At 63.0% G+C, this 23233-nt stretch carries 24 protein-coding genes, 2 pseudogenes and 1 riboswitch; of the genes and pseudogenes, 12 read left to right on the top strand and 14 right to left on the bottom strand.

Annotation, left to right across the window (positions count from 1 at the left end):
• The first annotated feature begins 91 nt into the window (after positions 1-91).
• On the top strand, positions 92-1582 hold the full coding sequence (locus BGP85_RS04420) for an ATP-binding protein (RefSeq protein ID WP_103447496.1): 1491 nt from the start codon (positions 92-94) through the stop codon (positions 1580-1582).
• A complete protein-coding gene (locus BGP85_RS04425) occupies positions 1557-2984 on the top strand; it encodes a sigma-54-dependent transcriptional regulator (RefSeq protein ID WP_103447495.1) in 1428 nt (475 codons plus the stop codon). Before BGP85_RS04420 ends, BGP85_RS04425 begins: the two co-directional genes overlap by 26 nt.
• A gap of 29 nt (positions 2985-3013) precedes the next feature.
• On the opposite strand, the gene BGP85_RS04430 is transcribed toward BGP85_RS04425, so the two are convergent.
• The 3 genes from BGP85_RS04430 to BGP85_RS04440 form a co-directional block, all read right to left on the bottom strand.
• Positions 3014-3316: a hypothetical protein gene (locus tag BGP85_RS04430; RefSeq protein WP_103447494.1), complete on the bottom strand. Its 303-nt coding sequence runs from the start codon at positions 3314-3316 to the stop codon at positions 3014-3016.
• Between the two features lie 84 nt (positions 3317-3400).
• Positions 3401-4753 carry a GntP family permease gene (locus tag BGP85_RS04435; RefSeq protein ID WP_103447493.1) on the bottom strand — a complete coding sequence of 451 codons (1353 nt, stop codon included), beginning with the start codon at positions 4751-4753 and terminating at the stop codon, positions 3401-3403.
• A 110-nt stretch (positions 4754-4863) separates the two neighbouring features.
• On the bottom strand, positions 4864-5403 hold the full coding sequence (locus BGP85_RS04440; protein WP_103447492.1) for a gluconokinase: 540 nt from the start codon (positions 5401-5403) through the stop codon (positions 4864-4866).
• Positions 5404-5609: 206 nt separating this feature from the next.
• Between BGP85_RS04440 and BGP85_RS04445 the strand changes: the two genes are divergently transcribed.
• The 3 genes and pseudogenes from BGP85_RS04445 to BGP85_RS29525 form a co-directional block, all read left to right on the top strand.
• A complete protein-coding gene (locus BGP85_RS04445; protein WP_103447491.1) occupies positions 5610-6629 on the top strand; it encodes a LacI family DNA-binding transcriptional regulator in 1020 nt (339 codons plus the stop codon).
• 114 nt (positions 6630-6743) lie between these two features.
• A pseudogene (locus BGP85_RS29520) lies at positions 6744-7526 on the top strand (PAS domain-containing protein); the annotation flags it as partial.
• Between the two features lie 105 nt (positions 7527-7631).
• Positions 7632-8063: pseudogene (locus tag BGP85_RS29525) on the top strand (methyl-accepting chemotaxis protein); the annotation flags it as partial.
• On the opposite strand, the gene BGP85_RS04455 reads toward BGP85_RS29525, so the two are convergent.
• The 7 genes from BGP85_RS04455 to BGP85_RS04485 all read right to left on the bottom strand — a co-directional run bounded on the left by BGP85_RS04455 (position 8038) and on the right by BGP85_RS04485 (position 14540).
• A complete protein-coding gene (locus BGP85_RS04455; RefSeq protein ID WP_103448263.1) occupies positions 8038-11313 on the bottom strand; it encodes a transporter substrate-binding domain-containing protein in 3276 nt (1091 codons plus the stop codon). The pseudogene BGP85_RS29525 and the gene BGP85_RS04455 sit on opposite strands and share 26 nt — an antisense overlap.
• A gap of 14 nt (positions 11314-11327) precedes the next feature.
• Positions 11328-11942, bottom strand: coding sequence for a response regulator transcription factor (locus BGP85_RS04460; RefSeq protein ID WP_103447489.1), 615 nt, complete (start codon positions 11940-11942; stop codon positions 11328-11330).
• Between the two features lie 215 nt (positions 11943-12157).
• A complete protein-coding gene (locus BGP85_RS04465) occupies positions 12158-12400 on the bottom strand; it encodes a DUF1272 domain-containing protein (protein WP_103447488.1) in 243 nt (80 codons plus the stop codon).
• A 61-nt stretch (positions 12401-12461) separates the two neighbouring features.
• Complete coding sequence (gene cobM / locus BGP85_RS04470; protein WP_103447487.1) at positions 12462-13214, bottom strand: precorrin-4 C(11)-methyltransferase; 753 nt, start codon at positions 13212-13214, stop codon at positions 12462-12464.
• Between the two features lie 30 nt (positions 13215-13244).
• Positions 13245-13637 carry a cobalamin biosynthesis protein gene (locus BGP85_RS04475; RefSeq protein ID WP_103448262.1) on the bottom strand — a complete coding sequence of 131 codons (393 nt, stop codon included), beginning with the start codon at positions 13635-13637 and terminating at the stop codon, positions 13245-13247.
• Positions 13638-13654: 17 nt separating this feature from the next.
• Positions 13655-14347: a CbtA family protein gene (locus BGP85_RS04480; RefSeq protein WP_103447486.1), complete on the bottom strand. Its 693-nt coding sequence runs from the start codon at positions 14345-14347 to the stop codon at positions 13655-13657.
• Between the two features lie 7 nt (positions 14348-14354).
• Positions 14355-14540 carry a CbtB domain-containing protein gene (locus BGP85_RS04485; protein WP_103447485.1) on the bottom strand — a complete coding sequence of 62 codons (186 nt, stop codon included), beginning with the start codon at positions 14538-14540 and terminating at the stop codon, positions 14355-14357.
• Between the two features lie 115 nt (positions 14541-14655).
• Positions 14656-14879, bottom strand: a riboswitch (cobalamin riboswitch).
• 158 nt (positions 14880-15037) lie between these two features.
• On the opposite strand from BGP85_RS04485, the gene BGP85_RS28825 reads away from it, so the two are divergent.
• Positions 15038-15184, top strand: a complete 147-nt coding sequence (locus tag BGP85_RS28825; protein WP_181004497.1) for a hypothetical protein — start codon at positions 15038-15040, stop codon at positions 15182-15184.
• A 163-nt stretch (positions 15185-15347) separates the two neighbouring features.
• Here BGP85_RS28825 and BGP85_RS04490 read toward each other — a convergent pair whose 3' ends face one another.
• Positions 15348-15662: a hypothetical protein gene (locus tag BGP85_RS04490; protein WP_103447484.1), complete on the bottom strand. Its 315-nt coding sequence runs from the start codon at positions 15660-15662 to the stop codon at positions 15348-15350.
• A gap of 248 nt (positions 15663-15910) precedes the next feature.
• Between BGP85_RS04490 and BGP85_RS04495 the strand changes: the two genes are divergently transcribed.
• Together BGP85_RS04495 and BGP85_RS04500 are read left to right on the top strand one after the other, a co-directional pair.
• Positions 15911-16279, top strand: a complete 369-nt coding sequence (locus tag BGP85_RS04495) for a hypothetical protein (protein ID WP_103447483.1) — start codon at positions 15911-15913, stop codon at positions 16277-16279.
• Between the two features lie 221 nt (positions 16280-16500).
• Positions 16501-16830: a hypothetical protein gene (locus BGP85_RS04500; RefSeq protein ID WP_103447482.1), complete on the top strand. Its 330-nt coding sequence runs from the start codon at positions 16501-16503 to the stop codon at positions 16828-16830.
• A 16-nt stretch (positions 16831-16846) separates the two neighbouring features.
• Here the strand turns inward: BGP85_RS04500 and osmE are convergent, their stop codons facing one another.
• Positions 16847-17212, bottom strand: a complete 366-nt coding sequence (gene osmE / locus BGP85_RS04505) for an osmotically-inducible lipoprotein OsmE (RefSeq protein WP_103447481.1) — start codon at positions 17210-17212, stop codon at positions 16847-16849.
• Between the two features lie 39 nt (positions 17213-17251).
• Positions 17252-18487, bottom strand: coding sequence for an NADH:flavin oxidoreductase/NADH oxidase family protein (locus BGP85_RS04510; protein WP_103447480.1), 1236 nt, complete (start codon positions 18485-18487; stop codon positions 17252-17254).
• A 100-nt stretch (positions 18488-18587) separates the two neighbouring features.
• Here BGP85_RS04510 and BGP85_RS04515 point away from each other — a divergent pair, with 100 nt between their 5' ends.
• Positions 18588-19013 carry a MerR family transcriptional regulator gene (locus tag BGP85_RS04515; RefSeq protein ID WP_103447479.1) on the top strand — a complete coding sequence of 142 codons (426 nt, stop codon included), beginning with the start codon at positions 18588-18590 and terminating at the stop codon, positions 19011-19013.
• Positions 19014-19084: 71 nt separating this feature from the next.
• On the opposite strand, the gene BGP85_RS04520 is transcribed toward BGP85_RS04515, so the two are convergent.
• Positions 19085-19282, bottom strand: a complete 198-nt coding sequence (locus BGP85_RS04520) for a hypothetical protein (RefSeq protein ID WP_103447478.1) — start codon at positions 19280-19282, stop codon at positions 19085-19087.
• A gap of 218 nt (positions 19283-19500) precedes the next feature.
• Between BGP85_RS04520 and BGP85_RS04525 the strand changes: the two genes are divergently transcribed.
• The 3 genes from BGP85_RS04525 to BGP85_RS04535 all read left to right on the top strand — a co-directional run bounded on the left by BGP85_RS04525 (position 19501) and on the right by BGP85_RS04535 (position 23181).
• On the top strand, positions 19501-20481 hold the full coding sequence (locus BGP85_RS04525) for a quinone oxidoreductase family protein (protein ID WP_103447477.1): 981 nt from the start codon (positions 19501-19503) through the stop codon (positions 20479-20481).
• 13 nt (positions 20482-20494) lie between these two features.
• Positions 20495-21343 (top strand): TauD/TfdA dioxygenase family protein, encoded by an 849-nt coding sequence (locus BGP85_RS04530; RefSeq protein WP_103447476.1) that lies wholly within the window; start codon positions 20495-20497, stop codon positions 21341-21343.
• A 68-nt stretch (positions 21344-21411) separates the two neighbouring features.
• Complete coding sequence (locus tag BGP85_RS04535; RefSeq protein ID WP_103447475.1) at positions 21412-23181, top strand: acyl-CoA dehydrogenase C-terminal domain-containing protein; 1770 nt, start codon at positions 21412-21414, stop codon at positions 23179-23181.
• Positions 23182-23233 lie beyond the last annotated feature (52 nt).

Genomic DNA, 23233 nt, shown 5'->3' on the forward strand with positions numbered 1-23233 from the left:
AGCTGCCCTGGTGGATTGACATCATTTTGCTACTGTCGGTAGCAATAAGGTGATCACATTCTGAACGGACTCCCTGCAAGGGAACGACGCGATGCAGATGCTGGATGAAGATGTGCCCGTGAAGCCCGCCGCACTGCCCAGCAGCAGCCTTGCCGTGCCGCTTCGCGAGTTCAACCTGCTGCGCTGGTTCTCGGTGATCAGCCTGCTGATCATCACCGCAGTGGCTGGCGGCTTGGGTTACGTGTCGACCCGCTTCGTGGTCCGCGACAGCGTCCAGCGCGATGCCATGCTCACCGCCCAGTTCATCCAGTCCCTGGCCCTTGCCGAAGTGCGTCATTCGCAATTGCCGCCCGGCACCACCATGGGTGAACTGCTCAACCCGCGCCTGGATCAACAGCACCTGCAGGTCAGCCCGGCCCTGGCCGAGTCGACCCGGGTCGAGTTTCTCGATCATGTCGAGCACTTGCCCGATATCTTGCTGGCCAACGCCTATGCCCGTGACCGTACCATCATCTGGTCCACCAACCCCGAGCTGATCGGCAAGCGCATCGAAGCCGACGGGGACCTGGACCGCGCCTTCCGCTCGCGCAAGGCGGTATCGGCCAGCTACCACAAGGCCGAGGACGATCGGGAAGAGCAGAAATTCCAGCGCGAGCCCAAGTATCTGTTCATCGAGAACTACATCCCCTTGTTCGACAGCCAGGGCGAGCAGGTCATGGCCATGATCGAGATCTACAAGGAGCCGCAGGACCTGGTGCGGCGCATCCAGCGTGGTTACGTGCTGATCTGGGCCTCGACCCTGGTGGGGGGCGCGCTGATCTACTTCGGCCTGTTCTGGATCGTGCGCCGCGCCGCGTACATGCTGCAGCAGCAACAGGACCGGCTGGTGGCCAGCGAAACCTATGTGGCATTGGGCGAGATGTCTTCGGCCGTGGCCCATAGCTTGCGCAACCCGCTGGCCAACATCCGCTCCAGCGCCGAGCTGGCCGAGGAAATCGCCAGCCCGCTGGCGCAGAAGAACATCAATGACATCATCACCCAGGTCGACCGCATGTCGCGTTGGGTGCGTGAGCTGCTGGTGTCGCTGCGCCCGGCCAGCGATACCGCCGAGGCGGTGGACCTGGTGGCGGCCATCGAAGATACCCACCAGGCCTTTGCCCAGCAGATCGAGCGCAACGGCGTACGCTTCAGCTTCGAGGGGCCGCAGGCACAGTGGGTGGCCAGCCAGCCCCTGCAATTGACGCAGATTCTCAACAGCCTGTTTTCCAATGCCCTGGAAGCCATGCCCAAGGGTGGCGTCCTGCATGCGCAGGTGAGCGTGCAGGATGGCCAGCGCGCGCAGCTACTGCTCAGCGACACCGGCAAGGGCATGAGCCAACAGCAGGAAAGAATGGTGTTCAAGCCATTCTTCACGACCAAGCAGGGCGGCCTCGGTGTGGGCCTGGCCCTGGTCAAGCGGATCATGGAACGGTTTGGCGGCTCGGTCAGCCTGAGCAGCCGTGAAGAGGAAGGAACCCGCGTCAGCCTCACTTTCAATATCGCAGCGGGAGGGGACCATGGAGCACAGCATCCTGGTAGTTGAGGATGACGAAATCCTCGGCGACAACATTCGCACCTACCTCAGCCTCAAGGGCTTCGAGGTGACGCTCTGCCACAGTGCCGAGCTGGCGCTGGAACAGATAAAACGGGTCCAGCCCGATGCGGTACTGACCGACAACTCGCTGCCGGGCATGAGCGGGCACGACCTGCTGCGTACCCTGGTGAAGCAGGCGCCGGACTTGAAAGTGATCATGATGACCGGTTACGGCAATGTCGAAGACGCCGTGCAGGCCATGAAGGAGGGCGCGTTCCACTACCTGACCAAACCGGTGGTGCTGGCCGAGCTCAAGCTGACCCTGGAAAAGGCCCTTGCGGCCGAGCGCATGGAGCGCACCCTGTCGTTTTACCAGGAGCGCGAGGCGCAGAAGTCCGGGTTGCAGGCGCTGATCGGCGAATCGCCGGCGATGCTCACCCTCAAGCACACGTTGCATCAGGTGCTCGACGCCGAGCGGCGCATGGCCAGTGACGACCTGCCACCGGTGTTGGTCGAAGGCGAGACCGGCACCGGCAAGGAGCTGGTTGCCCGCGCACTGCATTTCGACGGCTCGCGCAGCAAGGGGCCGTTCATCGAATTCAACTGTGCCTCGATCCCCGCCAATCTGCTGGAGGCCGAGCTGTTCGGTCATGAGAAGGGTGCGTTTACCGACGCCAAGGAGCGTCGTGTGGGCTTGGTGGAGGCGGCCGACGGCGGCACGTTGTTCCTCGACGAGATCGGCGAGATGGACCTGGTATTGCAGGCCAAGCTGCTCAAGTTGCTGGAAGACCGCAGCATCCGCCGCATCGGTGCGGTCAAGGAGCGCAAGGTCGACCTGCGGGTGATCAGCGCCACCAACTGCAACCTCGAGCAGATGGTGCAGCAGGGCAAGTTCCGCCGCGACCTGTTCTTCCGCCTGCGCATCATCGCCCTGAAAGTGCCGCGGCTGTATGCCCGGGGCCAGGATGTGCTGTTGCTGGCCCGGCATTTCCTGGCGCACCACGGGCGCCGCTATGGCAAGCCGAACCTGCGTTTCAGCGCCGAGGCCGAGGCCTTGATGTTGAGCTACAGCTGGCCGGGCAATGTGCGCGAATTGCGTAACATGCTGGAGCAAACCGTTCTGCTCGCGCCCAATGAAGTGGTGCAGGCGCACCAACTGAACCTGTGCACGACCCTGATCGACGAGCCGCTGGTGCCACAGCCGACGGCGACCGTGTATGAGTTGCCTCGGCATGAGCCGGAGCCTGGCACCAGCCTACCGGACATGGAGCGCGACCTGGTGTGCAAGACCCTGGATCGTACCGACTGGAATGTCACCAAGTCGGCGCGGATGCTGGGCCTGTCTCGGGACATGCTGCGTTATCGTATCGAGAAGCTGGGGCTTACCCGGCCCGACAAGCGCCAGTGGTAAGGCCGGGGGCGCATGGCGCCCCTGGGGTTCTATTGTTGGCGACCTCCTGAACTGTTCCCGCCTTCTCGGCCAGTGCCTTCCGAGCCGCTGCCATCCATCCCCGGCAGGTCACGGTTGTCATCCTGCTTGGCCGGTGGGCTTTCTGGGTCATTGCCCTGAATGCGCGGATCGGTATCCCGGGGCATGGGCTTCTCGATGGGGTTCAAGGTGCTGTCGACACCCGGCTGCGGCGCCGGGTTGTGCGGGTCATCGGGGTAGGTGGGCCCGGTGCCGACCGCCAGGGCCAGCGGCGAGGTGAGCAGGGCAAGCAGCAGCAAGGTTGAACGGGGCATGGCAGGCTCCTTTGCGTAGGGTAGGGCTCATACCTGTGTTGGGCCCTACCCGCGATGCTCAGGTGCCATCACCCCGATCAGCGGTCACACTACCGTCGACAGCGCCATGATGAAGATGATGCCTACGATCGACAGGATCGTCTCCATCATGCTCCAGGTCTTGAAGGTTTCGGCCACGGTCATGTTGAAGTACTGCTTCACCAGCCAGAAGCCGGCGTCGTTGACGTGGGACAGGATCAGCGAGCCGGCGCCGGTGGCCAGCACCAGCAGTTCGCGGTTGACCCCTGGCACCAGGTCGATCACCGGGGCGACGATGCCGGCACCGGTAATGGTCGCCACGGTCGCCGAACCTGTGGCGATGCGGATCACCGCCGCCACCAGCCAGGCCAGCATGATGGGCGAAATTTCCGCCTGCACGGCCATCTGCCCGATCACGTTGCCCACGCCGGTATCCACCAGCATCTGCTTGAAGCCGCCACCGGCACCGACGATCAGCACGATGGCCGCAGTCGGCGCCAGGCTCTGGTCGAGCATCTTCATGATCTGCTGGCGGCTGAAGCCACGGGCCGAACCGAAGGTATAGAAGGCCAGCAACAGGGCAGCGAGCAGGGCGGTGATCGGGTGGCCGATCAGGTCCATCCACTGGCGGATGATGTGCTCGGCCGGCAGTACCACATCGGCGAACGTCTTGAGCAGCATCAACGCCACGGGCAGCAGCACGGTGACCAGGGTGATGGTGAAGCTTGGCAGGTTGCTCTGGTCCGATTCCTTGGCAATCTGGTCCATCAGCTCCTGCGACGGGTTGCCGGGGATATAGCGGGAAATGAAGTTACCGAACAGCGGGCCGGCGATGATCGCCGTGGGCAGTGCGACCAGCAGGCCATAGAAGATGGTCTTGCCGATGTCGGCGTGAAAGATGCCGATCGCCAGTAGCGGCCCCGGGTGTGGCGGGACCAGGCCATGTACCACTGAAAGGCCGGCCAGCAGCGGGATGCCGATCTTGACCAGCGACACGCCCGAGCGCCGGGCGACGATGAACACCAGCGGAATCAGCAGCACGAAGCCGATCTCGAAGAACAGCGGAATGCCGACCAGGAAGGCGGCGAACATCATCGCCCAGTGCACGTTCTTCTTGCCGAAGGCGCGGATCAGGGTTTGCGCGATCTGGTCGGCGCCGCCGGAGTCGGCCATCAGCTTGCCGAGCATCGTGCCCAGGGCAAGGACGATACCGACGAAGCCGAGTACGCCACCGAAACCGTCCTGGAACGATTTCATCACCTTGGCCACCGGCATGCCGGAGGTTAGGCCGAGGAAACCGGCGGCCAGGGTCAGGGCGACGAAGGGGTGGACCTTGAAATGGGTGATCAGCAGGATCAGCCCGACGATGGTGACCAGCGCGTCGAGCAGCAGGTAGGTATCTGTAGCCAGTCCGAACATGGTTTTGATGCCTCGGTCTTATCGTTGTTTTGGGCGTAGCATTTATTGAACTTTCGCCGCCTTCAGGCGTCGAGACAGCGCTATCTTTGGTGGGCCGGAAAACCGCCGGTTCAGGCAGTCCGCGCCAGGTTCCGCTCACCGCAGGGCTTTAGCCAGGTGTCGACCGTTTCGGCGAGCACCGCAATCGGTTGAGTGGCGTCCAGCGGCAGGGTCAGGGGTTCGCCCCGGGGGGACTCAAGGGCCGCGAACTGGCTGTCGATCAGGCTGGCCGGCATGAAATGGCCGGGGCGGGCGAGCACGCGTTTTTCCGCTTCTGCGGGGGTGAGTTCGAGGAACACGAATACCAGCTCCGGCATCGCTTCGCGCAGGGTATCGCGGTAGCGGCGCTTGAGCGCGGAGCAGGTGAGGATCGGCCGTTCGCCGGCTTTCACCGTCGCTTGCAGCTCCTGGCCCAGGCGCACCAGCCAACCGGCGCGGTCATCGTCGTCCAGCGGGATGCCGGCACTCATCTTGCGGATGTTTTCGGCAGGGTGGAATGCGTCGCCTTCGATCAGGCGACCGCCGCTTCGCTTGGCAATGGCATCACCGACGCAGCTTTTGCCGCAGCCGGCCACACCCATCACCACGATGGCGGACAGGGGAGAATTCATCAGTACCTCCTGCGGGGTGAGATAGCGCTGTCTCGTCGCTGACGAAACGCCACCTCCCCGGTGTTATTGATCTTGTCCTTACGCAGTATGGACGCTTGGCAGCGTGCTGCAGTGGCCACTACCAAAGATTACATTGCCTGCGTCCTGAGACAGCGCTACCTTAGTGGCCGTTCCCCATTCCTGCAAGTAGTAAAATTACAACATCCATGTCCCGTACAGGCTCTCGCACCACAGGTCGTCCCACGCTGGCTGAAGTCGCCAGGCTTTCCGGGGTTTCCCCGATCACCGCTTCGCGAGCGTTGCGCGGGGTCAGCACGGTTGCGCCGGAGCTGGTGGAAAAGGTCATGGCCGCTGCCGCGTCTCTGGGCTACGTCGCCAATCCTGCGGCTCGGGCGTTGGCGTCGGCGCGCAGCCAATCGGTGGTGGTGCTGATTCCGTCGCTGTCCAACCAGCTGTTCATCGACACCCTGGAGGCCATCCACGAGGTGATGCGCCCGCGTGGGCTGGAAGTGCTGATTGGCAACTATCACTACGACCTCGACGAAGAAGAGAACCTGATCCGCAATTACCTGGCCTACCAGCCTTGTGGCATGCTGCTCACCGGCTTCGACCGCAGTGACGCGGCGCGGCAGATGCTGGTCGCCAGCGGCGTGCCGTGCGTACATATGATGGAGCTGGGCGGTGAGGCTGGCGCGTTGTCGGTGGGCTTTTCCCAGCAGCAGGCCGGGCGGGCCGCGGCAACGCACCTGATCGAGCGTGGCAGGCGGCGCCTGGCGTTCATTGCGGCGCAGCTCGACCCACGGGTGATGCAGCGCGCCGAAGGCTTCCGCCAGGCCCTTGCCGACGCCGGCATGCAGGCCACCGAACTGGAGATCCTGGCGCCGCAACCGTCGTCCATTGCCCTGGGCAGCGAACTGTTCAGCCAGCTTCTGGAGCAGGCGCCTGATGTGGATGGCATCTTCTTCTGTAACGACGACCTTGCCCAGGGCGCGGTGTTGCAGGCGTTGCGTCAAGGCATCCAGGTGCCGAGCCAGGTGGCCATGGTCGGCTTCAACGACCTGCCCGCTTCGGCGCACATGGTGCCGCGCCTGACCTCCATTCGCACCCCACGGGCGGCCGTTGGTCGGGGCGCAGCCCAGGCGCTGCTGGCGCTGCTCGATGGCAAGCGGGTAGCGACCGAGCAGCAGGATCTAGGCTTTGAACTGATGGTGCGCGAAAGCTCATGAGGTTTTTAAGGAACCGTCGCTAACTGGTTAATCACTAAGTGATATCAATTGGCTTGCACGGTAACAAAGCCGATCTATGCTCAGAAAAACCTGGGCATCAAGGATCCTGGCGCCATGTTCGACTTCCACCGCAAGTCTGATTTGATCGAGATTCAGCGCACCCGCAAGGCCCTGGCCGAGAGCCAGGCCAAGCTCGCCGCGATCAGCCGCTGCATGGCCATGATCGAGTTCGCCCCGGACGGTACCATTCTTGATGCCAATGCCCAGTTCTGCCAGGCCATGGGCTACGACGTCGAGGAGTTGCGCGGCAAGCACCACCGCCTGTTCTGTGACCCTGGTTACGCCAAGACCGCCGAATACCAGCAATTGTGGCATGAACTGGGCCAGGGCAAGGCCATCAGCGGCACCTTCGAACGCGTCGACAAGGCAGGCCGTGAGGTCTGGCTGGAAGCCAGCTACATGCCGGTGCTCGACGAGCAACAGCAGGTCACCAGCGTGATCAAGGTGGCGTCCGATATCAGCGAGCGGGTGAAGGACGAACACGAGAGCGAAAGCCTGCTCAAGGCCATTGGCCGGTCCATGGCCGTGGTCGAGTTCACGCCGCAGGGGCGGGTGATCAAGGCCAACCAGAACTTCCTCGCGACCATGGGTTATCGCCTGGAAGAAGTGGTGGGGCGTCACCATGGGCTGTTCTGCCAGCCCCATGAACGCGAATCCAGCGCATACCGCGAGTTCTGGGCTTCACTCAATCGCGGCGAGTATCACTCGCACCGCTTCGAGCGGATCAACAAGCTAGGCCAGACGGTGTACCTGGAGGCCTCGTACAACCCGATCTTCGACAGCAAAGGGCGCTTGTACAAGGTGGTCAAGTTCGCCAGCGATATCACCGCGCAGGTCAGCACCCAGCAGAGCGCAGCCGATGCGGCCCATGCCAGTTCGGTGCAGACCGATGCCTGCGCGCGCAAGGGGACCGAGGTTGTGCAGCAGACGGTGGCGGTCATCGAGCAGATTTCCCAGGAACTCAATGACGCCGCGCGCAGCATCGATGCGGTGAGCAAACAGTCGGATGTGATCGGGCAGATTGTGCTGACCATCCGTGGCATCGCCGACCAGACCAACCTGTTGGCGTTGAACGCGGCCATCGAGGCGGCCCGGGCCGGTGAGCATGGTCGCGGCTTTGCCGTGGTGGCCGACGAGGTACGCAGCCTGGCGGCGCGCACCAGCAAGGCGACGCTTGAAATCGTCGACGTGGTGCGCCAGAACCACGACCTGTCGCTGACCGCCGTGGCCAGCATGCAGTCGAGCCTGTCCCGCACAGGGCGTGGCGTTGCCCTGGCCAACGAGGCGGGAACGGTAATCATGGAAATCCAGCAGGGATCCCGTCACGTGGTCGACGCCATCAGCCAGATCAACTCGACGCTGCAATTGCACTGAGGGCGTCGCCCAGTTCCCGCAGCAAGGCCTGCAGGCTCGTTTCCAGCTGCAGGTGCAGCGCGCTCGTCGGCAGCCCCTGGGCATGGGCCTGTTCGATGGCTTCGCAATCCTTGACCACCCCGCGCACCCGCAGCATCTTGGCGCCCCCTTTGATACGGTGAGCGAGGGTGCGCAGCGCCTCGCGGTCGCTGGCGGCATCCAGGGCTTGCAGGGCAGCCAGGTCCTCGCTGGCACTTTGCGTCAGTTGTTCGAGCAGGCGCCTGGTCAGTTGCTGGTCATTCTGGGTCAGGTGGTGCAGTTCGTTCAGGTCGAAACCACTGCCTCTTGACTCAGGTGCATGGGCGGCGGCGCGTGCCTGTGGCAGGTGTGCCTTCAGTGTTTGCAGCCCGATGGGCTTGAACAGGCAATCGTCCATGCCGCTCTCCAGGCAGCGTTGACGCTCTTCGGCCTGGGCATTGGCGGTCACGCCCAGAATGTTGCAGGCGGGCAGCCCGCGTTCTTGCTCGAGCTGCCGAACCCTGCGGGCCAACGCATGGCCGTCCATCACCGGCATGCTGCAGTCAGTGATGACCAGGTCGAATGGGTGGGCTTGCCACAAGGCCAGCGCCGATTCGCCATTCTCGGCCAGCGTCACCTGGTGACCAAGGCTGTGTAGCTGTTTTTCCAGCAGCAGCAGGTTGGCAGGGTAGTCATCGACCACCAGGACATTCAGCGGCCCGCTTTCGGCTTCTTCGGCGAGTGCAGGGTGTTCCACGGGTGCGGGTGGCGCACTCAGTGGCAGCGGCAACTGCACGAGCACCCGGGTGCCGACGTCTTCCACGCTTTGCAAATCCAGCCTACCTCCCATGAGCTCGGTCAGAGTCCGGCTGATCACCAGGCCCAGGCCAGCGCCTTGGCTCGCCCGTGGGCCTGAGGCCTGGGTAAAGGTGTTGAACAGGCGGGCCTGATCCGGGGCGGCAATGCCGATACCCGTGTCGGTCACGCTCACCTCGACCAGCGCGATGTCGCCTGCGCTCGACGGTTTGAAGGTGAGGCGGGCCTGTACGTCGCCACGATCGGTGAACTTGATGGCATTGCTCAACAGGTTGGAGAGGATCTGCTTGACCCGTAACGGGTCAGCGAGGACCCAGAGTGGGCCCGCCGGCAGCTCGCCTTGCAGATGCAAGCCCTTTATCCGCGCGTTACCTTCGAATACGCGCAGGGTGTTGCGCAGCAGTTCGACCAGGTCGGTGGCAACCGGCTGCAGGGTCATGTGCCCGGATTCGATGCGGGAAATATCAAGGATGTCGCCGATCAGCCCGAGCAGGCCAATGGCGGAATCATGGGCGGTCTGCAGGGTCTGGGTGTCGCAGTGGCCGGCGTGGTTGTCTTCCAGCGCCAGTTCCAGCAGGCCTATCACGGCGTTCATGGGGGTACGGATCTCGTGGCTCATGGTCGCCAGGAACGCGCTTTTGGTCTTGCTGGCCTGTTCTGCTTCATCCTTGGCCTGGCGCAGTTGCTCCAGCAGACCGCGGCTGAAGGCCAGTTGCGCCTGCAGCGCGTGCTGCGCTTCGGTGCGCTGGTGGATCAGCTTGCGCAAGTAGCTGTTCCAGAACACCACGCCCGCCAGCAGAAGGGCTGACAGCACCAACACTTGCAGCGCCAGGGTGCGGTAGTTGCGCCAGGGGCTGTCACTGACCAAGGTGCTGGTGCGCCTGCGGTTTATCAGCTGTTCCAGCTCTTCTGGAGGAATGCTCATCAGCGCCTTGTCGAGGATGGCCTGCAATTGCGGCAGGTCGGGGGCGACCGCAAAGGAGGCGACGGCCGGCTCGTCCCCCACGACACCGGCGATACGCAGGCGCCCCTTGAAGACCTGGTTGATGTAGTACGAGGCATTGATATAGCTGCTATAGGCGGCGTCCGCGTCGCCGTTGGCCACCGCTTCCATCAGGCCAAGGGGGTTGTTCACCATGACCAGTTTGGCCTGCGGGAAGCGCTGCAGTACTTCGTCGCGAAGGTGGGAGCCCTGCAGCAGGGCAATGCGTTGTCCGTCCAGGTTCCTGGCGTGCAGCGGCGAGGGCGCCTGGTCGCGGGTCACCAGCACCCTGGGGCTGACCAGATACGGGCGCGTGTAGCGCAACTGGGCCGCGCGTTCCGTGCCATAGCCCAGTGCTCCGATCATCTGAGCCTCGCCGCGTGCGACCTTATCAACCATCTGCTGCACGGTACCCTGCTCGATGAACCTGAACTGCAAGCCAGTGCGCAGGGTGATCTGCTTGAGCAGGTCGATGGTAATACCGCTGACATGCTGCTCGGCGTCATTGAATGTGAGCGGGGCCAGGGCCGTGTCGACCAGCACGCTGACCGTCGGATGCCGGGCTATCCAGTCGTTTTCTTCCTGTGTCAGTACTGACAGGTGGCGGTCCAGCAACAGGCTGGTATTGCCACTGCTCCAGCGGCGCAGGATGTTCAGGCGCTCGCTTTCGGTGATCCTGGCCATGGCACTATCGACCAGGCGGCGCAGCCGCGGGTTGTCATGGGCGAACGCGAAGGCAAAGGAGCCGGGCGCCACCTGGCAGAAATGGTCGATCTTCACCATGCCTTGGTAACTCTTGCCGATCAGGTAATCGGTACTGATGGCATCGCCCAGATAGGCGTCGGCCTCGCCCAGTTCGACTGCCGCAAGGCCCGCCAGGGTCGAGCGGTAGAGGCTTAGTTGGGCATTGGGGTAGAGGGCGCGGACGGCCTCGCCCGGCAGATAGTGGTCGACCATCGCCAGGCGCAAGCCGGCCAGGTCCTTGCCATGTAACAGGGGGGAGGCTTCGCGCGTCACGATCACCGGCAGGTCCTCGGCATAGGGCAGGCTGAGGCTGAGTTGGGCATCGGCAGCTTCAAAGGCATTGGAGCTGCCCAGCAGGTCGATGGTGCCAGCACGCAACGCGGCGATTGCTTCATGACGGCTGGCGAATCGCCTGACTTCGACCGGTACGCCCAGCTGCTCGGCGATCAGCCCGGCATAATCGGCGCTCAGGCCTTCGTAATCAGCCAGGCTGACGTTGATTTCAAAGGGCGGGTAATCCGGCCGTGAACTCCCCAGCAGCAACACGCCGCGCCGCTGCAGCCATTGGCGGTCGACGTCATCCAGTTGCAGTGGTTGCGTGGCGCTGGTGGCGCGTGCCAGCAAATGCCTGGGTTCAGCATCGGCAAGCGCCATGAACGGGTAACAGAGCAGGGCGATCAGCAGGGCAAGGCCGGCCAGGACAGGTTTCATGCTACCCACACGCATCAACTGATGCGGTTGCGTTTGGCCAGATCCACCATTTCCACCAGTGACTCGGTCTTGAGCTTTTCCATGATACGGCCTCGGTAGGTGCTGATGGTCTTGGCACTGAGGTTCATGCAGGTGCCGATGTTCTTGTTGTTTTCACCACGGCTCAGGCGCCGCAGCACTTCCATTTCACGGTTGGACAGGCTGTTCAGGCGCTCTGGCTCGCTCTCCAGGGTATTGCTGTTCACCGCCATCTGAGGGAAGGTGGAGTAACCCTTGGTCAAGGCCTTGAGGGCGAACACCACGGCCTCCAGGTCCTCGCCTTTGGTGACGAATGCACCGATGCCGGCATCCAGGCAGCGGCGCACATAAAGGTCGGTGGCTTGCCCGGTCAGCACCATGATCCTGGGGGCCGGCTCCTGTTGTTGCAGGCGCTTGATGACTTCCATGCCATCCAGGCCGGGGAGCCCGATGTCAAGCAGCACCACATCCGGGCGCAATTCGCGCACCTTCTGCGCCACCTCACTGCCATTGTCGACTTCGCCGACGATACGAAAGCGCTCACGCTCGAGCAATATGCGCAAGGAAAAACGGACGATGGCATGATCATCAACGATCAGCACGGTTGTCATATCACTAACTCCTATCGGAATGTGGTCGGCTTCCTGAAGCAATCAGGAATACGTCTGCAAGCTTTTTCTGCTGTGCGGCACGATACGACCATTCCGGACCCATGGTAATGGCGAGTATAGGTGTGTTGAACAAGCGAGCCGATATTGTAGAAATTTCCTACACGGCAGCCGTTACAAGCACCGTCAGAAGCGGCGGCGCCTGTATTGGCGGAGGGTCAGGCGCAAGTCGGGTGAGGCTTGAGGACCCGTTGGGTCGAGGCGGGGTTGTTGCTCAACGCCTGCCCCACCCGCGTCGGGCGGGGTAGCAACTGGCCGCCGCAATTCGGACAACGCCCCTGCAAGCGGTGGTCAGCGCAGTGGCGGCAGAAGGTGCATTCGAACGAGCAAATCAGGGCGTCGGGGCTATCGCCCGGCAGATCGGCATCGCAGCATTCACAGTTAGGGCGCAGCTCCAGCATGGGTATCCCTCCGGTCTGGTGGAGTGCGCAGTCTGCTCCGCCCCTTGTCAGCTTGGCAATGCTAGTCGCCGGGGCGGTACAGGTGGGCGTGGCCGGCGCGGTACAGCGCCGACTCGGTGAACGGCGCATCGCCGAGCACGTGGCCGACGAGGATCAGGGCGGTGCGCCGGAAACCCCTGCTCGCAACCTGTTCGACGATATCGGCCAGAGTGCCGCGCACCCAGTCCTGGTCTGGCCAGGTGGCACGATGAACCACCGCGATCGGGCAGTCGGGGCCATAGTGGGGCAGCAGTTCTTCGACGATACGTGGCAAATGCTTGACCCCCAGGTGAATGGCCAAGGTACTGCCGTGTCGGGCCAGGTCGCCGAGCTGCTCGCCAGCGGGCATCGGTGAGCTGTCGCCGTAGCGGGTGAGGATGACCGTCTGCGCTACTTGCGGCAGGGTCAGTTCGCAGCCGAGCAGTGCCGCGCTGGCGGCGGTGGCAGTGACGCCGGGGATGATCTGGTAATCGATGCCCAGTTCGCGCAGATGGCGGATCTGCTCGCCGATGGCCCCATACAGGCTGGGGTCGCCACTGTGCACCCGGGCCACGTCTTGGCCATTGGCGTGTGCGGTGCGGATGGCGTCGATGATTTGTTCGAGGTGCAGTTCGGCACTGTTGATGACCGTCTCGGCTTGATGCCCTTCGAGCACCGCCGCGGGTACCAGCGAGCCGGCATAGATGATCACCGGGCACTGACGGATCAGGCGTTGGCCCTTGACCGTGATCAGTTCCGGGTCGCCGGGGCCGGCGCCGATGAAGTAGACCGTCATGGCGGATCCTTGAATAGATGAAAGAAGCGATTATCCGGCACAGGCCAGTGCCAGGGTAGCGGGGCCGCGCACCTGGCGGGCCACCCTGAGTGCGGCGCCGGCGTGACTGAGGTTGGCCAGGGCCAGTGCCGTGCTCTCGGCGACGCCCCAGCAGCCGCTGTGGGCGTAGGCGATTGCGGAGCGATGGCTGAGCTGGGGTTCATACGGCTGCAGTTGCTCGGCAGTGAAAACCTCCAACGGCAGGGCGTAGCGTGCGGCGAGTTGCTGCAAACCTGGCTCGTCGGCCTTGCCAGCGATGCTGGCAAAACCGCGAAGTGCTGTGGCGCTCAGGCCGTGACGCTGCAGCACTTCATGCAGCAAGGCGTCGAGGGCGTCCGCCGAGCAACCCCGACGGCAGCCGAAGCCGGCGTACAGCGCCGGCAATGGCTGATCGATGGCCATCAGGCGTGGCTAGAGCGGCGATACAACCAGGCGCTGAGCAGGCCCAGGGCCACCCAGAAGGCCGCGTTGGTCAGCCAGGAAGCGATCTTGAACTGAGCCTCCAGGGCTTCGGGGGCCAGGCTTTCGTGGACTTCCGGCTGCGGAGCGCCGATTACGTGCGGTACCACCAGCAAGACGGCGCCCAGTGCCTTGAGCAAACCATGGCGTGCGAACACCAGCAGGGCCAGGCCCAGTGCGGTCGCGGCTGCGGTGCCGACCCACCAGCTCTGGCGCTGACCGAGGTCGGCGGCAGCTGTGCCTGGCAGTTCCGGTGGCAGGCCCAGGGTTGGAGCCAGGCAGAACACGGCAAAACCGGCCAGTCCCCACAGCGCCCCAGTGCTGGTACGGCCCGGCTCACGCAGGCTGTACAGGGCGGCGAGGATCAGGGCAAAACCGACGGCAACCACCAGATTGCCGCCGGTGGTCGACAGGATGCGCTGCCAGCCATCTGCTGGCGACCAGGCTTCCTCGCTGTGGCTGTGGCCAGCGCTGGCCTTTTCGCCGTGGCTGTGTTGCTCGGCTGCGGGGGCCGCCGTTTCATAGGTTTCCGCCTCGAGGATCAGCGGTGCGACCCAAAAGCTTTGCAGCAGGGTCAGCAACAGAGCGGCGAGCAAGCCGCTGAAACCGGCAGTGCGGGCGATACGCTTGATCATGGCAGCCTCAGTGGCAAGGGAAGGCGGCGCTGTGGCGGGTGTCGTGCGCGGCGTTGTGCACGGCTTCGATGTGCGAGAACCCGGCAAAGTACACCAGGCACAGGCCGAGCAGGCTGGCACTGACGGCGATGACCACGCGCTGGCTGAGGGTGACGGGGGTAGTAATGCTGTGTTTGGCGCTGGTGATGGGCATGTCGCGATCCTCTGCTTTGCTTTTTGCTTTTGCTTTCTAGAAGGCAATGGGGACACGCGCGGCAGCCCCGGGCACGGGGCGCCCGAGGGAATGCGACAGCGCCCGCCCACCGCGGGGTGTTCATGAACGCCAGGCCGGTCTCCGGGCTTGCGAGGAGGAGCAGGGCTCCTTGAAAAGCATCACCTTCCCATGCCGGACTGCGTGGCACAGTGGTCTGGACGCTTCGCTCGCTTACCGTTGCGGGGGCAGCACCGGATTTGCCCGGCCCTGGCAAGGGCCTGCGACGCACCGATTTCCCGTTTCACCCCCAATGGGGGCACCTGACGCAAGGCGTAAGGAGAGCACGCGGTGAAGGTGGCGTCAAATGCAATGGCATTGAACCGGGGGGCAGGGGGCATCATGAAACAAGATCAGCGGATGATGCCCGGCCCGAACCTCTGTTTTTTGCACAGTCCAACGTAAGCAAGGCCTCGCTTCGCCTGGCTGGAGGTACGCACATGAAACGCAAGACTGCATGGGTTGTCGTGTTGTCCGGGTTGTTGTTGCTCAGTGGCTGCTGGCCTTACTGGCACGACGGGGATCACCACCACCGGCATTACTACGATGAAGATCGCGGCGGGCACCAGGACTATCGTCGTTACTGATGCAAGGCGGCATTGGTTATCCACACTGGCAGGTGGCTGGATGTTCATGCCGCCAGGTGGCGGTGGTGGGCATGGTGGGGGACATGGCGGCCCACGCTGACTGTACTGAAGCAGACGGCTGTTCGCTCACCGGCCAAGGGCTGGGCGGATAGCCCGGCTGCCGTCATGATTCTTCGAGCAACCGCCCAGGGTTGAAGAAGAACGATGCAATCATGACGGCGCTGATCACACCCAAGGCGTCCGCGACCAGCAACAGGAATTCGCTGCCAGCCCCCGGCAGCGCCTGCTGGCTGATGGCGAAGCTCGTCCCATGGGGGAAAGCTGCGATGCCCAGCAGGGCCAGCGCCAACGCGGCTGATAGAAGCTTGCTGTAGGTCCTGCCGAACGCCAGCGTGTAGGCCCAGAACACAAAGATGCTGAACACGGCAAGGCCTGTTGAAATCACGAACTGGGCGAGTATTTCCAGCCACCACACCATGGACCTCTCCTGAACGGTGCATCTGGTCGATACGCATCAGAATCATGGCTGATTGAAATCGTTCCGCTCGGCTAAAGAAATAATGCGAAAGTCGCAAAGTTGCCAGTCATGGGCCATTGCCCATATAGCAAACAAGAATATTGTGCTGTGCACTTTGCGCAGTACCATGGGCACACGAGAACTAAAAAAGGGCGTTCGGCTTGGCCACTCTTTCGTCAGTTATCGATGGGGCAGCAGGAGCGTGTCGCGTGAAGCGTTCAAGATCGGTCGCAGGCGCAATACTGTTAACCACTTTCGCCACGCTGTTGATGGGCGGGTGCGCACAGAATCGGGATGTACGGGATGGCCATGATTATACGTCCGGTACTACCGACAGAAGCACACCCGTTTATCTAGGGTGTGTCAAAGGCGAACTTCAAGGTAATGTGAAAACCTATGAGGTCGATGGCGACAACTCGGTGAAACTGTACGTCGAAAGTACCGACCCTACCCAGGCCGCTGGTTTGGTAGAACTGCGCGGAACGGGGACCGAGCGTCAGTTCACGGCCTACCAGCGCGACGCCTGGTACGACCATGGCAGGCTGCTCGATGCTGCATTGATGTGTAAAAAAGCCTGATCCATTGATCTGCAAGTGCAAAAAGCCCGCGCACATGAGAGCGGGCTTTTTGCGATGGGTGCTGATCCATCAGCGGGGTTCATTCTAGGGGATAGGGCCGTCTTGCCCATTCGACGGAAGTCTTGCGCGGTTGCAATCAAGCCTGCGCACGACCTTGGTGGATTACTCCTGTGGCTCGATCCCGGCTAGAATGGCCCATGTTCCAGTCAGGTTAATCGCAAATGCCAACCGTTCGTATCCTCTTCTGCGCTGCACTCGCTGCGAGTCTTGTTGCGTGCGCCAACCCGGGCAAGCCCACTGCCAGCAAGCTCACTGCAAAATCCCCGGATGTGTACGCCGCCTGCGTACTGCCAAAGTGGCAGGCACTGTCCCCCCAGACAACGCAAAAGTCCATCAGCCATGGTTATCGGCTGACTGCACCGAGTGCCGTCACTTCAGACGAGGTGCTGGAAGTGGTCGAGTATCACGATGGCAGCCGGGCAACTTTCTACAAAGGCAGCTTTCTGTCGAGTGACAAGCTGCGCATGGCCGCCAGAGAGTGCCTTGAGTGACCGGCTGCCGGGTGCCTCAGTAGCCTGAACCTCCCATACCGCCCATGCTGGGTAATGCCTGCCGGGCCTTCTGCTGGGCATTGCTCCATTCGGCGCAGGTCATGAAGCTGGTCTTGTCGACCTTCCCGGCCTGATCGAAGCTGACCATGTAAGGTTGTTGCTTCTGCCCCGGTTTGCTCAGCATGTAGTCGAAGCACGTTCCAGGCACTACCGTGCGCTCGGACTGGGCGCCCGGTTTGCCACCTATTTGCAGTACTTGCTCTTTGCTCATGCCGGTATCGACTTTGGTTACCAACGGCTGGTCATGGTAAGTGGATGCGTTACTTGAACAGCCAGTGAGCACTGACAACGTCAGTATCAGCGCACAAGTTGATTTGTTCATGGCAGTGCTCCTGTCAGAGAACGCCGTTGCGGAACAGCATCAATCCAGTCGGCTATTCATCATACGCTTGTATTGCTTGACCCGACGCAGCGTGCACCACTGTTCCAGCAGCAGGGCGCGCAGCGGGGAGGCCTTGGCCTGGGGTTTGCTGCCGGCGGCGAGCCGGCGCATCTGCAACTTCACCAGCGCCATGTAGGCAAGGGCGGCGAATGCCTTGCGCTTCCAGCGGATCGGCGGCAGTTCGGCCAATGCGTTGGTCTCGCCGTTTTGCCAGCGCCGGGGCAGGGTGGGGTCGACCGCCAGAGCGGTGGCAATGCCTGCCATCGCCACGCCATTGGCGAGCACCTGTTCGACCACCGCCAGGCGACGGATGCCACCGGTGACCATCACAGGCATGCGGGCAATCGCGGCAATGTCGCGGGCGAAATCGAGGAAATAGGCCTCCCGCGCCAAGGTTCGGCCATCCCGGGCATCGCCTTGCATGGCCGGTGCTTCGTAGCTGCCCCCGGACAGCTCCACCAGGTCCACCGGCAGTTCGTTCAGCCATAGCACGACCTGGCGCGCATCTGCCGGTTCGAAACCGCCGCGCTGGAAGTCAGCCGAGTTGAGCTTGACCGCCACGCTGAAGCCGGGAGCCACCACCTCGCGCACCGCCTTCACCACTTCCAGCAACAGCCGTGCACGGTTTTCCAGGCTGCCACCCCAGCGGTCCTGGCGCCGGTTGGTCAGCGGCGAGAGGAACTGGCTGAGCAGGTAGCCGTGGGCGGCGTGTATCTGCACACCGCTGAAGCCGGCTTGTTCGGCCAGTGCCGAAGTGCGGGCGAAGCGCTGGATCAACGCGGCGATTTCGCTTTCGTCCAGGGCCTTGGGCTGCGGGAACAGTTTCGACAAACCGCCCATGTTCAGTGCCACCGCCGAGGGTGCCACGGTTGGCTGGCCAAGGTTGGCCTGCATTTGCCGCCCGGGGTGGTTGATCTGCATCCAGAACTGCGCGCCTTGGGCGCGGCCTGCTTCGGCCCATTGGCGAAAACGTTGCAACGGCTGGCTGTCATCGAGCATCACGCCCCCTGGCCCGGTCATGGCGCTGGGGTCGATCATGACGTTACCTGTCAGCAGCAAGCCGGCGCCGCCTTCGGCCCAGGCCTGATACAGGCGCAGCAACTGATCGGAAGGGGTCTGATCCTGATTGGCGAGGTTTTCTTCCATGGCCGCCTTGGCAATGCGATTGGGGATGACGCTGCCATTGGGCAGGCACAGGGGCTGGAACGGGGTCATGCGATATTCTCCAAGGTAGCGCCGGGCGTCGGGCGGGTTGGGTTTTGGAGAAGGCTAAGGTTAAAGTAAACCTTAAGGTCAACAGAGAATTTCACCCAGCATGAGAATTGGCGAACTGGCCCGACGCACGGGCCTCAGCGCATCGCGTATCCGTTTCTATCAAGCCAGCGGGCTGATCGAGGCCAGGCGCCTGGGTAACGGTTATCGGGATTACCCAGAGCAGGTGGTGAGGTCACTTGAGATCATCACCTGCGGGCAGCAGGCGGGCTTCAGCCTTGAGGAAATGCGCAAACTGACCAGCGCAGCTGGCGACGGCGCGGCGCGGCACGATCGGCTGCTGGCAAGCCTCATGCGCAAGGTGGCCGAGATCGAAGCGATGCAGCTGCGCCTGGCACAGAACCGCGCGCAATTGCTGGCAGTGATCGCTGGCATGGAGAGCAAGCCACAGGGCTTGGATTGCGACGAAAATGCCCAGCGCCTGATCAATGGCTGGCAGGAAGGTGAGGCCGACAAGCCGCATCAATGATGATCGTGTTTTCCGTGAGGGCCGGATTTGCGGCCCTCACCGATGGCGGTCAAGGTAGCTGACTACCTGGCCTACTTTGCCATGTTCATGTTTCGGCACTGTACCTCGGCATCCGTCTTGTTCGGGTAACTGGGTTTGAGCCGCTCCTTTTCCTGAGTGTCGTAGATATCGAAACCACCGCATACGGCCGCCGCGTAGTAGCGGGTGCCGATGCGGAACGACTGCTTTTCAATGGGCACAGCCGGAACGATAACAAATCTTGTTTGCATGTTTCGTGCCTCCCCAGGCAGAGAGTTAAGTATTAGTCGGGCCTTTGTTAACCATCAAGACGGCTCATGAAGAAAAGATTGCAGGCTCAGCCCTGGCCTCTGTCATCAAATGAAAACCCGCTGTCGCCCGATGCGAAGCACTCCGCACCCGGAGCGCTTACATTCCAATGACCCAGAACTGACGCCCTGCGTCCAGATCGATGATTGGAGTGACAAGCATGTCAAAAGCCGTACGTTTCCATCAGACCGGTGGCCCCGAAGTGCTGCGCTACGAGGATGTCGAGGTCGGCGATCCCGGCCCGGGGCAGGTGCGCCTGCGTCACGTGGCGGTTGGCCTGAACTACGCCGACACCTATTTCCGCAATGGCACCTACCCAATCCCGCTGCCCAATGGCATCGGTGTGGAAGCCTCCGGCGTGGTGCAGGCGCTAGGTGAAGGCGTAACTCAGGTGGCGGTGGGTGACCGGGTCACTTACACCGGCTTTCTCAACACCCTCGGCGCGTATTGCACCGAGCGGCTGATCCCCGCCGCAGCGCTGATCAAGCTGCCGGAAACCATCGCCTTCGAAACCGCCGCTGCCATGACCATGCGCGGCCTGACGGCGGCCTACCTGATGCGCCGGCTTTACGCCTTCAAACCGGGCGACACCGTGCTGCTGCATGCGGCGGCGGGTGGCGTCGGCCTGATCGTCGCGCAGTGGGCGCGGCTGCTGGGGCTGAACGTGATTGGCACGGTGTCCACCGAGGCCAAGGCCGAAGTCGCCCGCAGCCATGGCTGCAACCAGATCATCAACTACAGCGTCGAGGATGTGGCCAGCCGTGTGCGTGAGCTCACCGATGGCGTCGGCGTCAACGTGGTGTTCGACAGCGTGGGCAAGAACACTTTCATGGGTTCGCTCGATTCGCTCAAACGCCGTGGCCTGATGGTCTGCGTCGGCACCGCCTCTGGCACCATCCCGCCGTTCGACCCACAGTTGCTGGCGATCAAGGGTTCGCTGCAGCTGACTCGCCCGGCACTGGCCGACTTCATTGCCGACCCTGCGGAAAAGGCCGACCTGGCCGGCGAGCTGTTCGACCACGTCAGCAGTGGCCGCATCCGCATCGAAATCAACCAGCACTATGCCCTGCAGGACGCCGTCCAGGCCCATCGCGACCTGGAAGCGCGCAAGACCACCGGCTCGTCGATCTTCGTCATCTGAAGAGGGCAACCACATGCACATCGAACAACTGAGCTGTGCAATCGGCGCCGAGATCAGCGGCGTCAACCTGGCTGACGCGATCCACGATGACGATCTGTTCGAGCAACTGCGCGCGCAGTTGCTCAAGCACCGTGTGCTGTTCCTGCGCGACCAGCATTTCAGCCGTGCCGAACACGTGGCCTTTGCCCGGCGCTTTGGTGACCTCGAAGACCACCCGGTGGCCGGCAGCGATCCGCAGCACCCTGGCCTGGTGCAGATCTACAAGCGTCCCGACCAGCCCAACGACCGTTACGAAAACGCCTGGCACACCGACGCCACCTGGCGCGAGGTACCGCCCATGGGCTGCGTGTTGCGCTGCGTCGAGTGCCCGCCGGTAGGCGGCGACACGATGTGGGCGAACATGGTGATGGCCTATGAAAACCTGCCACGTGACGTGAAGGCGAAGATCGAAGGCTTGCGTGCACGCCACAGCATCGAAGCCAGCTTCGGCGCGGCCATGCCGATCGACAAGCGCCTGGCGCTCAAGGCGCAGTTCCCGGATGCCGAACATCCGGTGGTGCGCACTCACCCGGAAACCGGCGAACAGGTGCTGTTCGTCAATGCCTTCACGACCCACTTCAGCAACTACCACACGCCCCAGCGCGTGCGGGTCGGCCAGGACGCCAACCCCGGCGCCGGCGACCTGCTGCGCTACCTGGTCAGCCAGGCCTACCTGCCCGAGTACCAGGTACGCTGGCGCTGGAAGCCCAACAGCGTGGCCATCTGGGACAACCGTAGCACCCAGCATTACGCGGTCATGGACTACCCGCCGTGCCATCGCAAGATGGAACGTGCGGGGATCAAGGGCAGCCGCACCTTCTGAGTCATCCGCAGTCAGCTGTGCCCGTGCCGCGTCACGTTCGTCAACCTAAGCAAGCGAGTGTTTGCCTCATGTCTGATTACCTTGCACCACTGCGCGACATGGATTTCCTGTTCAACGAAGTGTTTGATATCCCGGCCTGGTGGGCGCAGACCCCGGCCTTGGTCGAGCAAGTCGACGCCGACACTGCCCGCGCCGTGCTGGAGCAGGCCGGCAAGCTGATTGCCGAGGTGGTGGCGCCGCTCAACCGCTGCGGTGACGAACAGGGTTGCCGCTGGGAAAACGGCCGTGTGATCACCCCCGACGGTTTCGCCGATGCCTACCGGGCGTTCGCCGAAGATGGCTGGGTGGGTGTGGCTGGCGCGCCGGAATATGGCGGCATGGGCATGCCGAAAGTGATCGGCGCCCAGCTTGAAGAGATGCTCAACGCCGCCAACCTGTCGTTCGGCCTGTACCCGATGCTCACTGCAGGCGCCTGCCTGTCCTTGCTCAACCACGCCAGCGAGCCGCTCAAGGCCCGTTACCTGCCACCGATGTATGAAGGCCGCTGGACGGGTTCGATGTGCCTGACCGAGTCGCACTGTGGCACCGACCTGGGCCTGCTGCGCACCCGTGCAGAACCTGCGGCCGATGGCAGCTACCGGGTCAGCGGCACCAAGATTTTCATCACCGGTGGTGAGCAGGACCTGACCGAGAACATCATCCACCTGGTGCTGGCCCGTCTGCCCGATGCACCCGCAGGTGCAAAGGGCATTTCCCTGTTCCTGGTGCCGAAAGTGCTGGTCGACGACAAGGGCGCGTTGGGCGAAGCCAATGCGGTCAGCTGCGGCTCCATCGAGCACAAGATGGGCATCAAGGCCTCGGCCACCTGCGTGATGAACTTCGACGGCGCCATCGGCTACCTGGTCGGCGAGCCGAACAAAGGCCTGAACGCCATGTTCACCATGATGAACTACGAGCGCCTGGGGGTGGGTATCCAGGGCCTGGCCCTGGGCGAGCGCTCCTACCAGAATGCCATTGCCTATGCCCGCGACCGCCAGCAGGGTCGTGCCCCGACCGGCGCCGAGGTGCCTGGGCAAGCTGCCGACCCGATCGTCGTGCACCCGGATGTACGACGTATGCTGCTGACCATGAAGGCCCTGAACGAGGGCGGGCGGGCATTCTCCACCTACGTGGCGTTGCAGCTGGACCTGGCGAAGTACAGCGAGGATGCCGGCGCACGCCGCCTGGCCGAGGCCAAGGTGGCCTTGCTGACTCCGGTGGCCAAGGCCTTCCTCACCGACATGGGCCTGGAAACCACGGTGCATGGCCAGCAGGTGTTCGGCGGCCACGGCTACATCCGTGAATGGGGCCAGGAACAGCTGATTCGCGATTGCCGCATCACCCAGATCTACGAAGGTGCCAACGGCATCCAGGCCCTCGATCTGGTAGGGCGCAAACTGCTGGGCGATGATGGCCAGGCGTATCGCCTGCTGTCGACGGAGATCCGCACGTTCGCCGAGACGCTGACAGCCGAGTTCGGTACGCCGCTGCTGGCGGCGGTGAGCGAACTCGACGCACTGACCGCCTGGGTCCTCGACCGTGGCCAGGGCAACCCCCAGGAGATTGGCGCGGCGTCGGTGGAATACCTGCATGCGTTCGGTTACACGCTCTACGCCTACCTGTGGGCTCGCATGGCCGAAGTCGCACTGAACACGGCGCAACCTGAGCCGTTCCACCAGAGCAAGCTGGCCACCGCGCGGTTCTACTTCGCGCGCCTGCTGCCGCGCACCCACTCGCTGAGTGCCAGCGTCAAGGCGGGTAGCCACAGCCTGTATCTGCTCGATGCCGACCTGCTGTGACAGATGCTGCTCGCGGAATAACCTGCGCAAGAAAGCGGATGCAGCAAGGGGG

It is taken from the genome of Pseudomonas putida, from assembly GCF_002906855.1.
Taxonomy (GTDB): Bacteria; Pseudomonadota; Gammaproteobacteria; order Pseudomonadales; family Pseudomonadaceae; genus Aquipseudomonas; species Aquipseudomonas putida_N.

Bases quoted from the DNA above. Each gene is read 5' to 3' on its own strand.
- BGP85_RS04455 (WP_103448263.1), bottom strand. From the start codon at position 11,313: ATGAAACCTGTCCTGGCCGGCCTTGCCCTGCTGATCGCCCTGCTCTGT.
- BGP85_RS04530 (WP_103447476.1), top strand. From the start codon at position 20,495: ATGCACATCGAACAACTGAGCTGTGCAATCGGCGCCGAGATCAGCGGC.
- BGP85_RS04460 (WP_103447489.1), bottom strand. From the start codon at position 11,942: ATGACAACCGTGCTGATCGTTGATGATCATGCCATCGTCCGTTTTTCC.
- BGP85_RS04445 (WP_103447491.1), top strand. From the start codon at position 5,610: ATGTCCCGTACAGGCTCTCGCACCACAGGTCGTCCCACGCTGGCTGAA.
- BGP85_RS04490 (WP_103447484.1), bottom strand. From the start codon at position 15,662: ATGGTGTGGTGGCTGGAAATACTCGCCCAGTTCGTGATTTCAACAGGC.
- BGP85_RS04440 (WP_103447492.1), bottom strand. From the start codon at position 5,403: ATGAATTCTCCCCTGTCCGCCATCGTGGTGATGGGTGTGGCCGGCTGC.
- BGP85_RS04525 (WP_103447477.1), top strand. From the start codon at position 19,501: ATGTCAAAAGCCGTACGTTTCCATCAGACCGGTGGCCCCGAAGTGCTG.
- BGP85_RS04480 (WP_103447486.1), bottom strand. From the start codon at position 14,347: ATGATCAAGCGTATCGCCCGCACTGCCGGTTTCAGCGGCTTGCTCGCC.
- BGP85_RS04515 (WP_103447479.1), top strand. From the start codon at position 18,588: ATGAGAATTGGCGAACTGGCCCGACGCACGGGCCTCAGCGCATCGCGT.
- BGP85_RS04425 (WP_103447495.1), top strand. From the start codon at position 1,557: ATGGAGCACAGCATCCTGGTAGTTGAGGATGACGAAATCCTCGGCGAC.
- BGP85_RS04520 (WP_103447478.1), bottom strand. From the start codon at position 19,282: ATGCAAACAAGATTTGTTATCGTTCCGGCTGTGCCCATTGAAAAGCAG.
- BGP85_RS04430 (WP_103447494.1), bottom strand. From the start codon at position 3,316: ATGCCCCGTTCAACCTTGCTGCTGCTTGCCCTGCTCACCTCGCCGCTG.
- osmE (WP_103447481.1), bottom strand. From the start codon at position 17,212: ATGAACAAATCAACTTGTGCGCTGATACTGACGTTGTCAGTGCTCACT.
- BGP85_RS04510 (WP_103447480.1), bottom strand. From the start codon at position 18,487: ATGACCCCGTTCCAGCCCCTGTGCCTGCCCAATGGCAGCGTCATCCCC.
- BGP85_RS28825 (WP_181004497.1), top strand. From the start codon at position 15,038: ATGAAACGCAAGACTGCATGGGTTGTCGTGTTGTCCGGGTTGTTGTTG.
- BGP85_RS04535 (WP_103447475.1), top strand. From the start codon at position 21,412: ATGTCTGATTACCTTGCACCACTGCGCGACATGGATTTCCTGTTCAAC.
- BGP85_RS04485 (WP_103447485.1), bottom strand. From the start codon at position 14,540: ATGCCCATCACCAGCGCCAAACACAGCATTACTACCCCCGTCACCCTC.
- BGP85_RS04420 (WP_103447496.1), top strand. From the start codon at position 92: ATGCAGATGCTGGATGAAGATGTGCCCGTGAAGCCCGCCGCACTGCCC.
- cobM (WP_103447487.1), bottom strand. From the start codon at position 13,214: ATGACGGTCTACTTCATCGGCGCCGGCCCCGGCGACCCGGAACTGATC.
- BGP85_RS04465 (WP_103447488.1), bottom strand. From the start codon at position 12,400: ATGCTGGAGCTGCGCCCTAACTGTGAATGCTGCGATGCCGATCTGCCG.
- BGP85_RS04500 (WP_103447482.1), top strand. From the start codon at position 16,501: ATGCCAACCGTTCGTATCCTCTTCTGCGCTGCACTCGCTGCGAGTCTT.
- BGP85_RS04435 (WP_103447493.1), bottom strand. From the start codon at position 4,753: ATGTTCGGACTGGCTACAGATACCTACCTGCTGCTCGACGCGCTGGTC.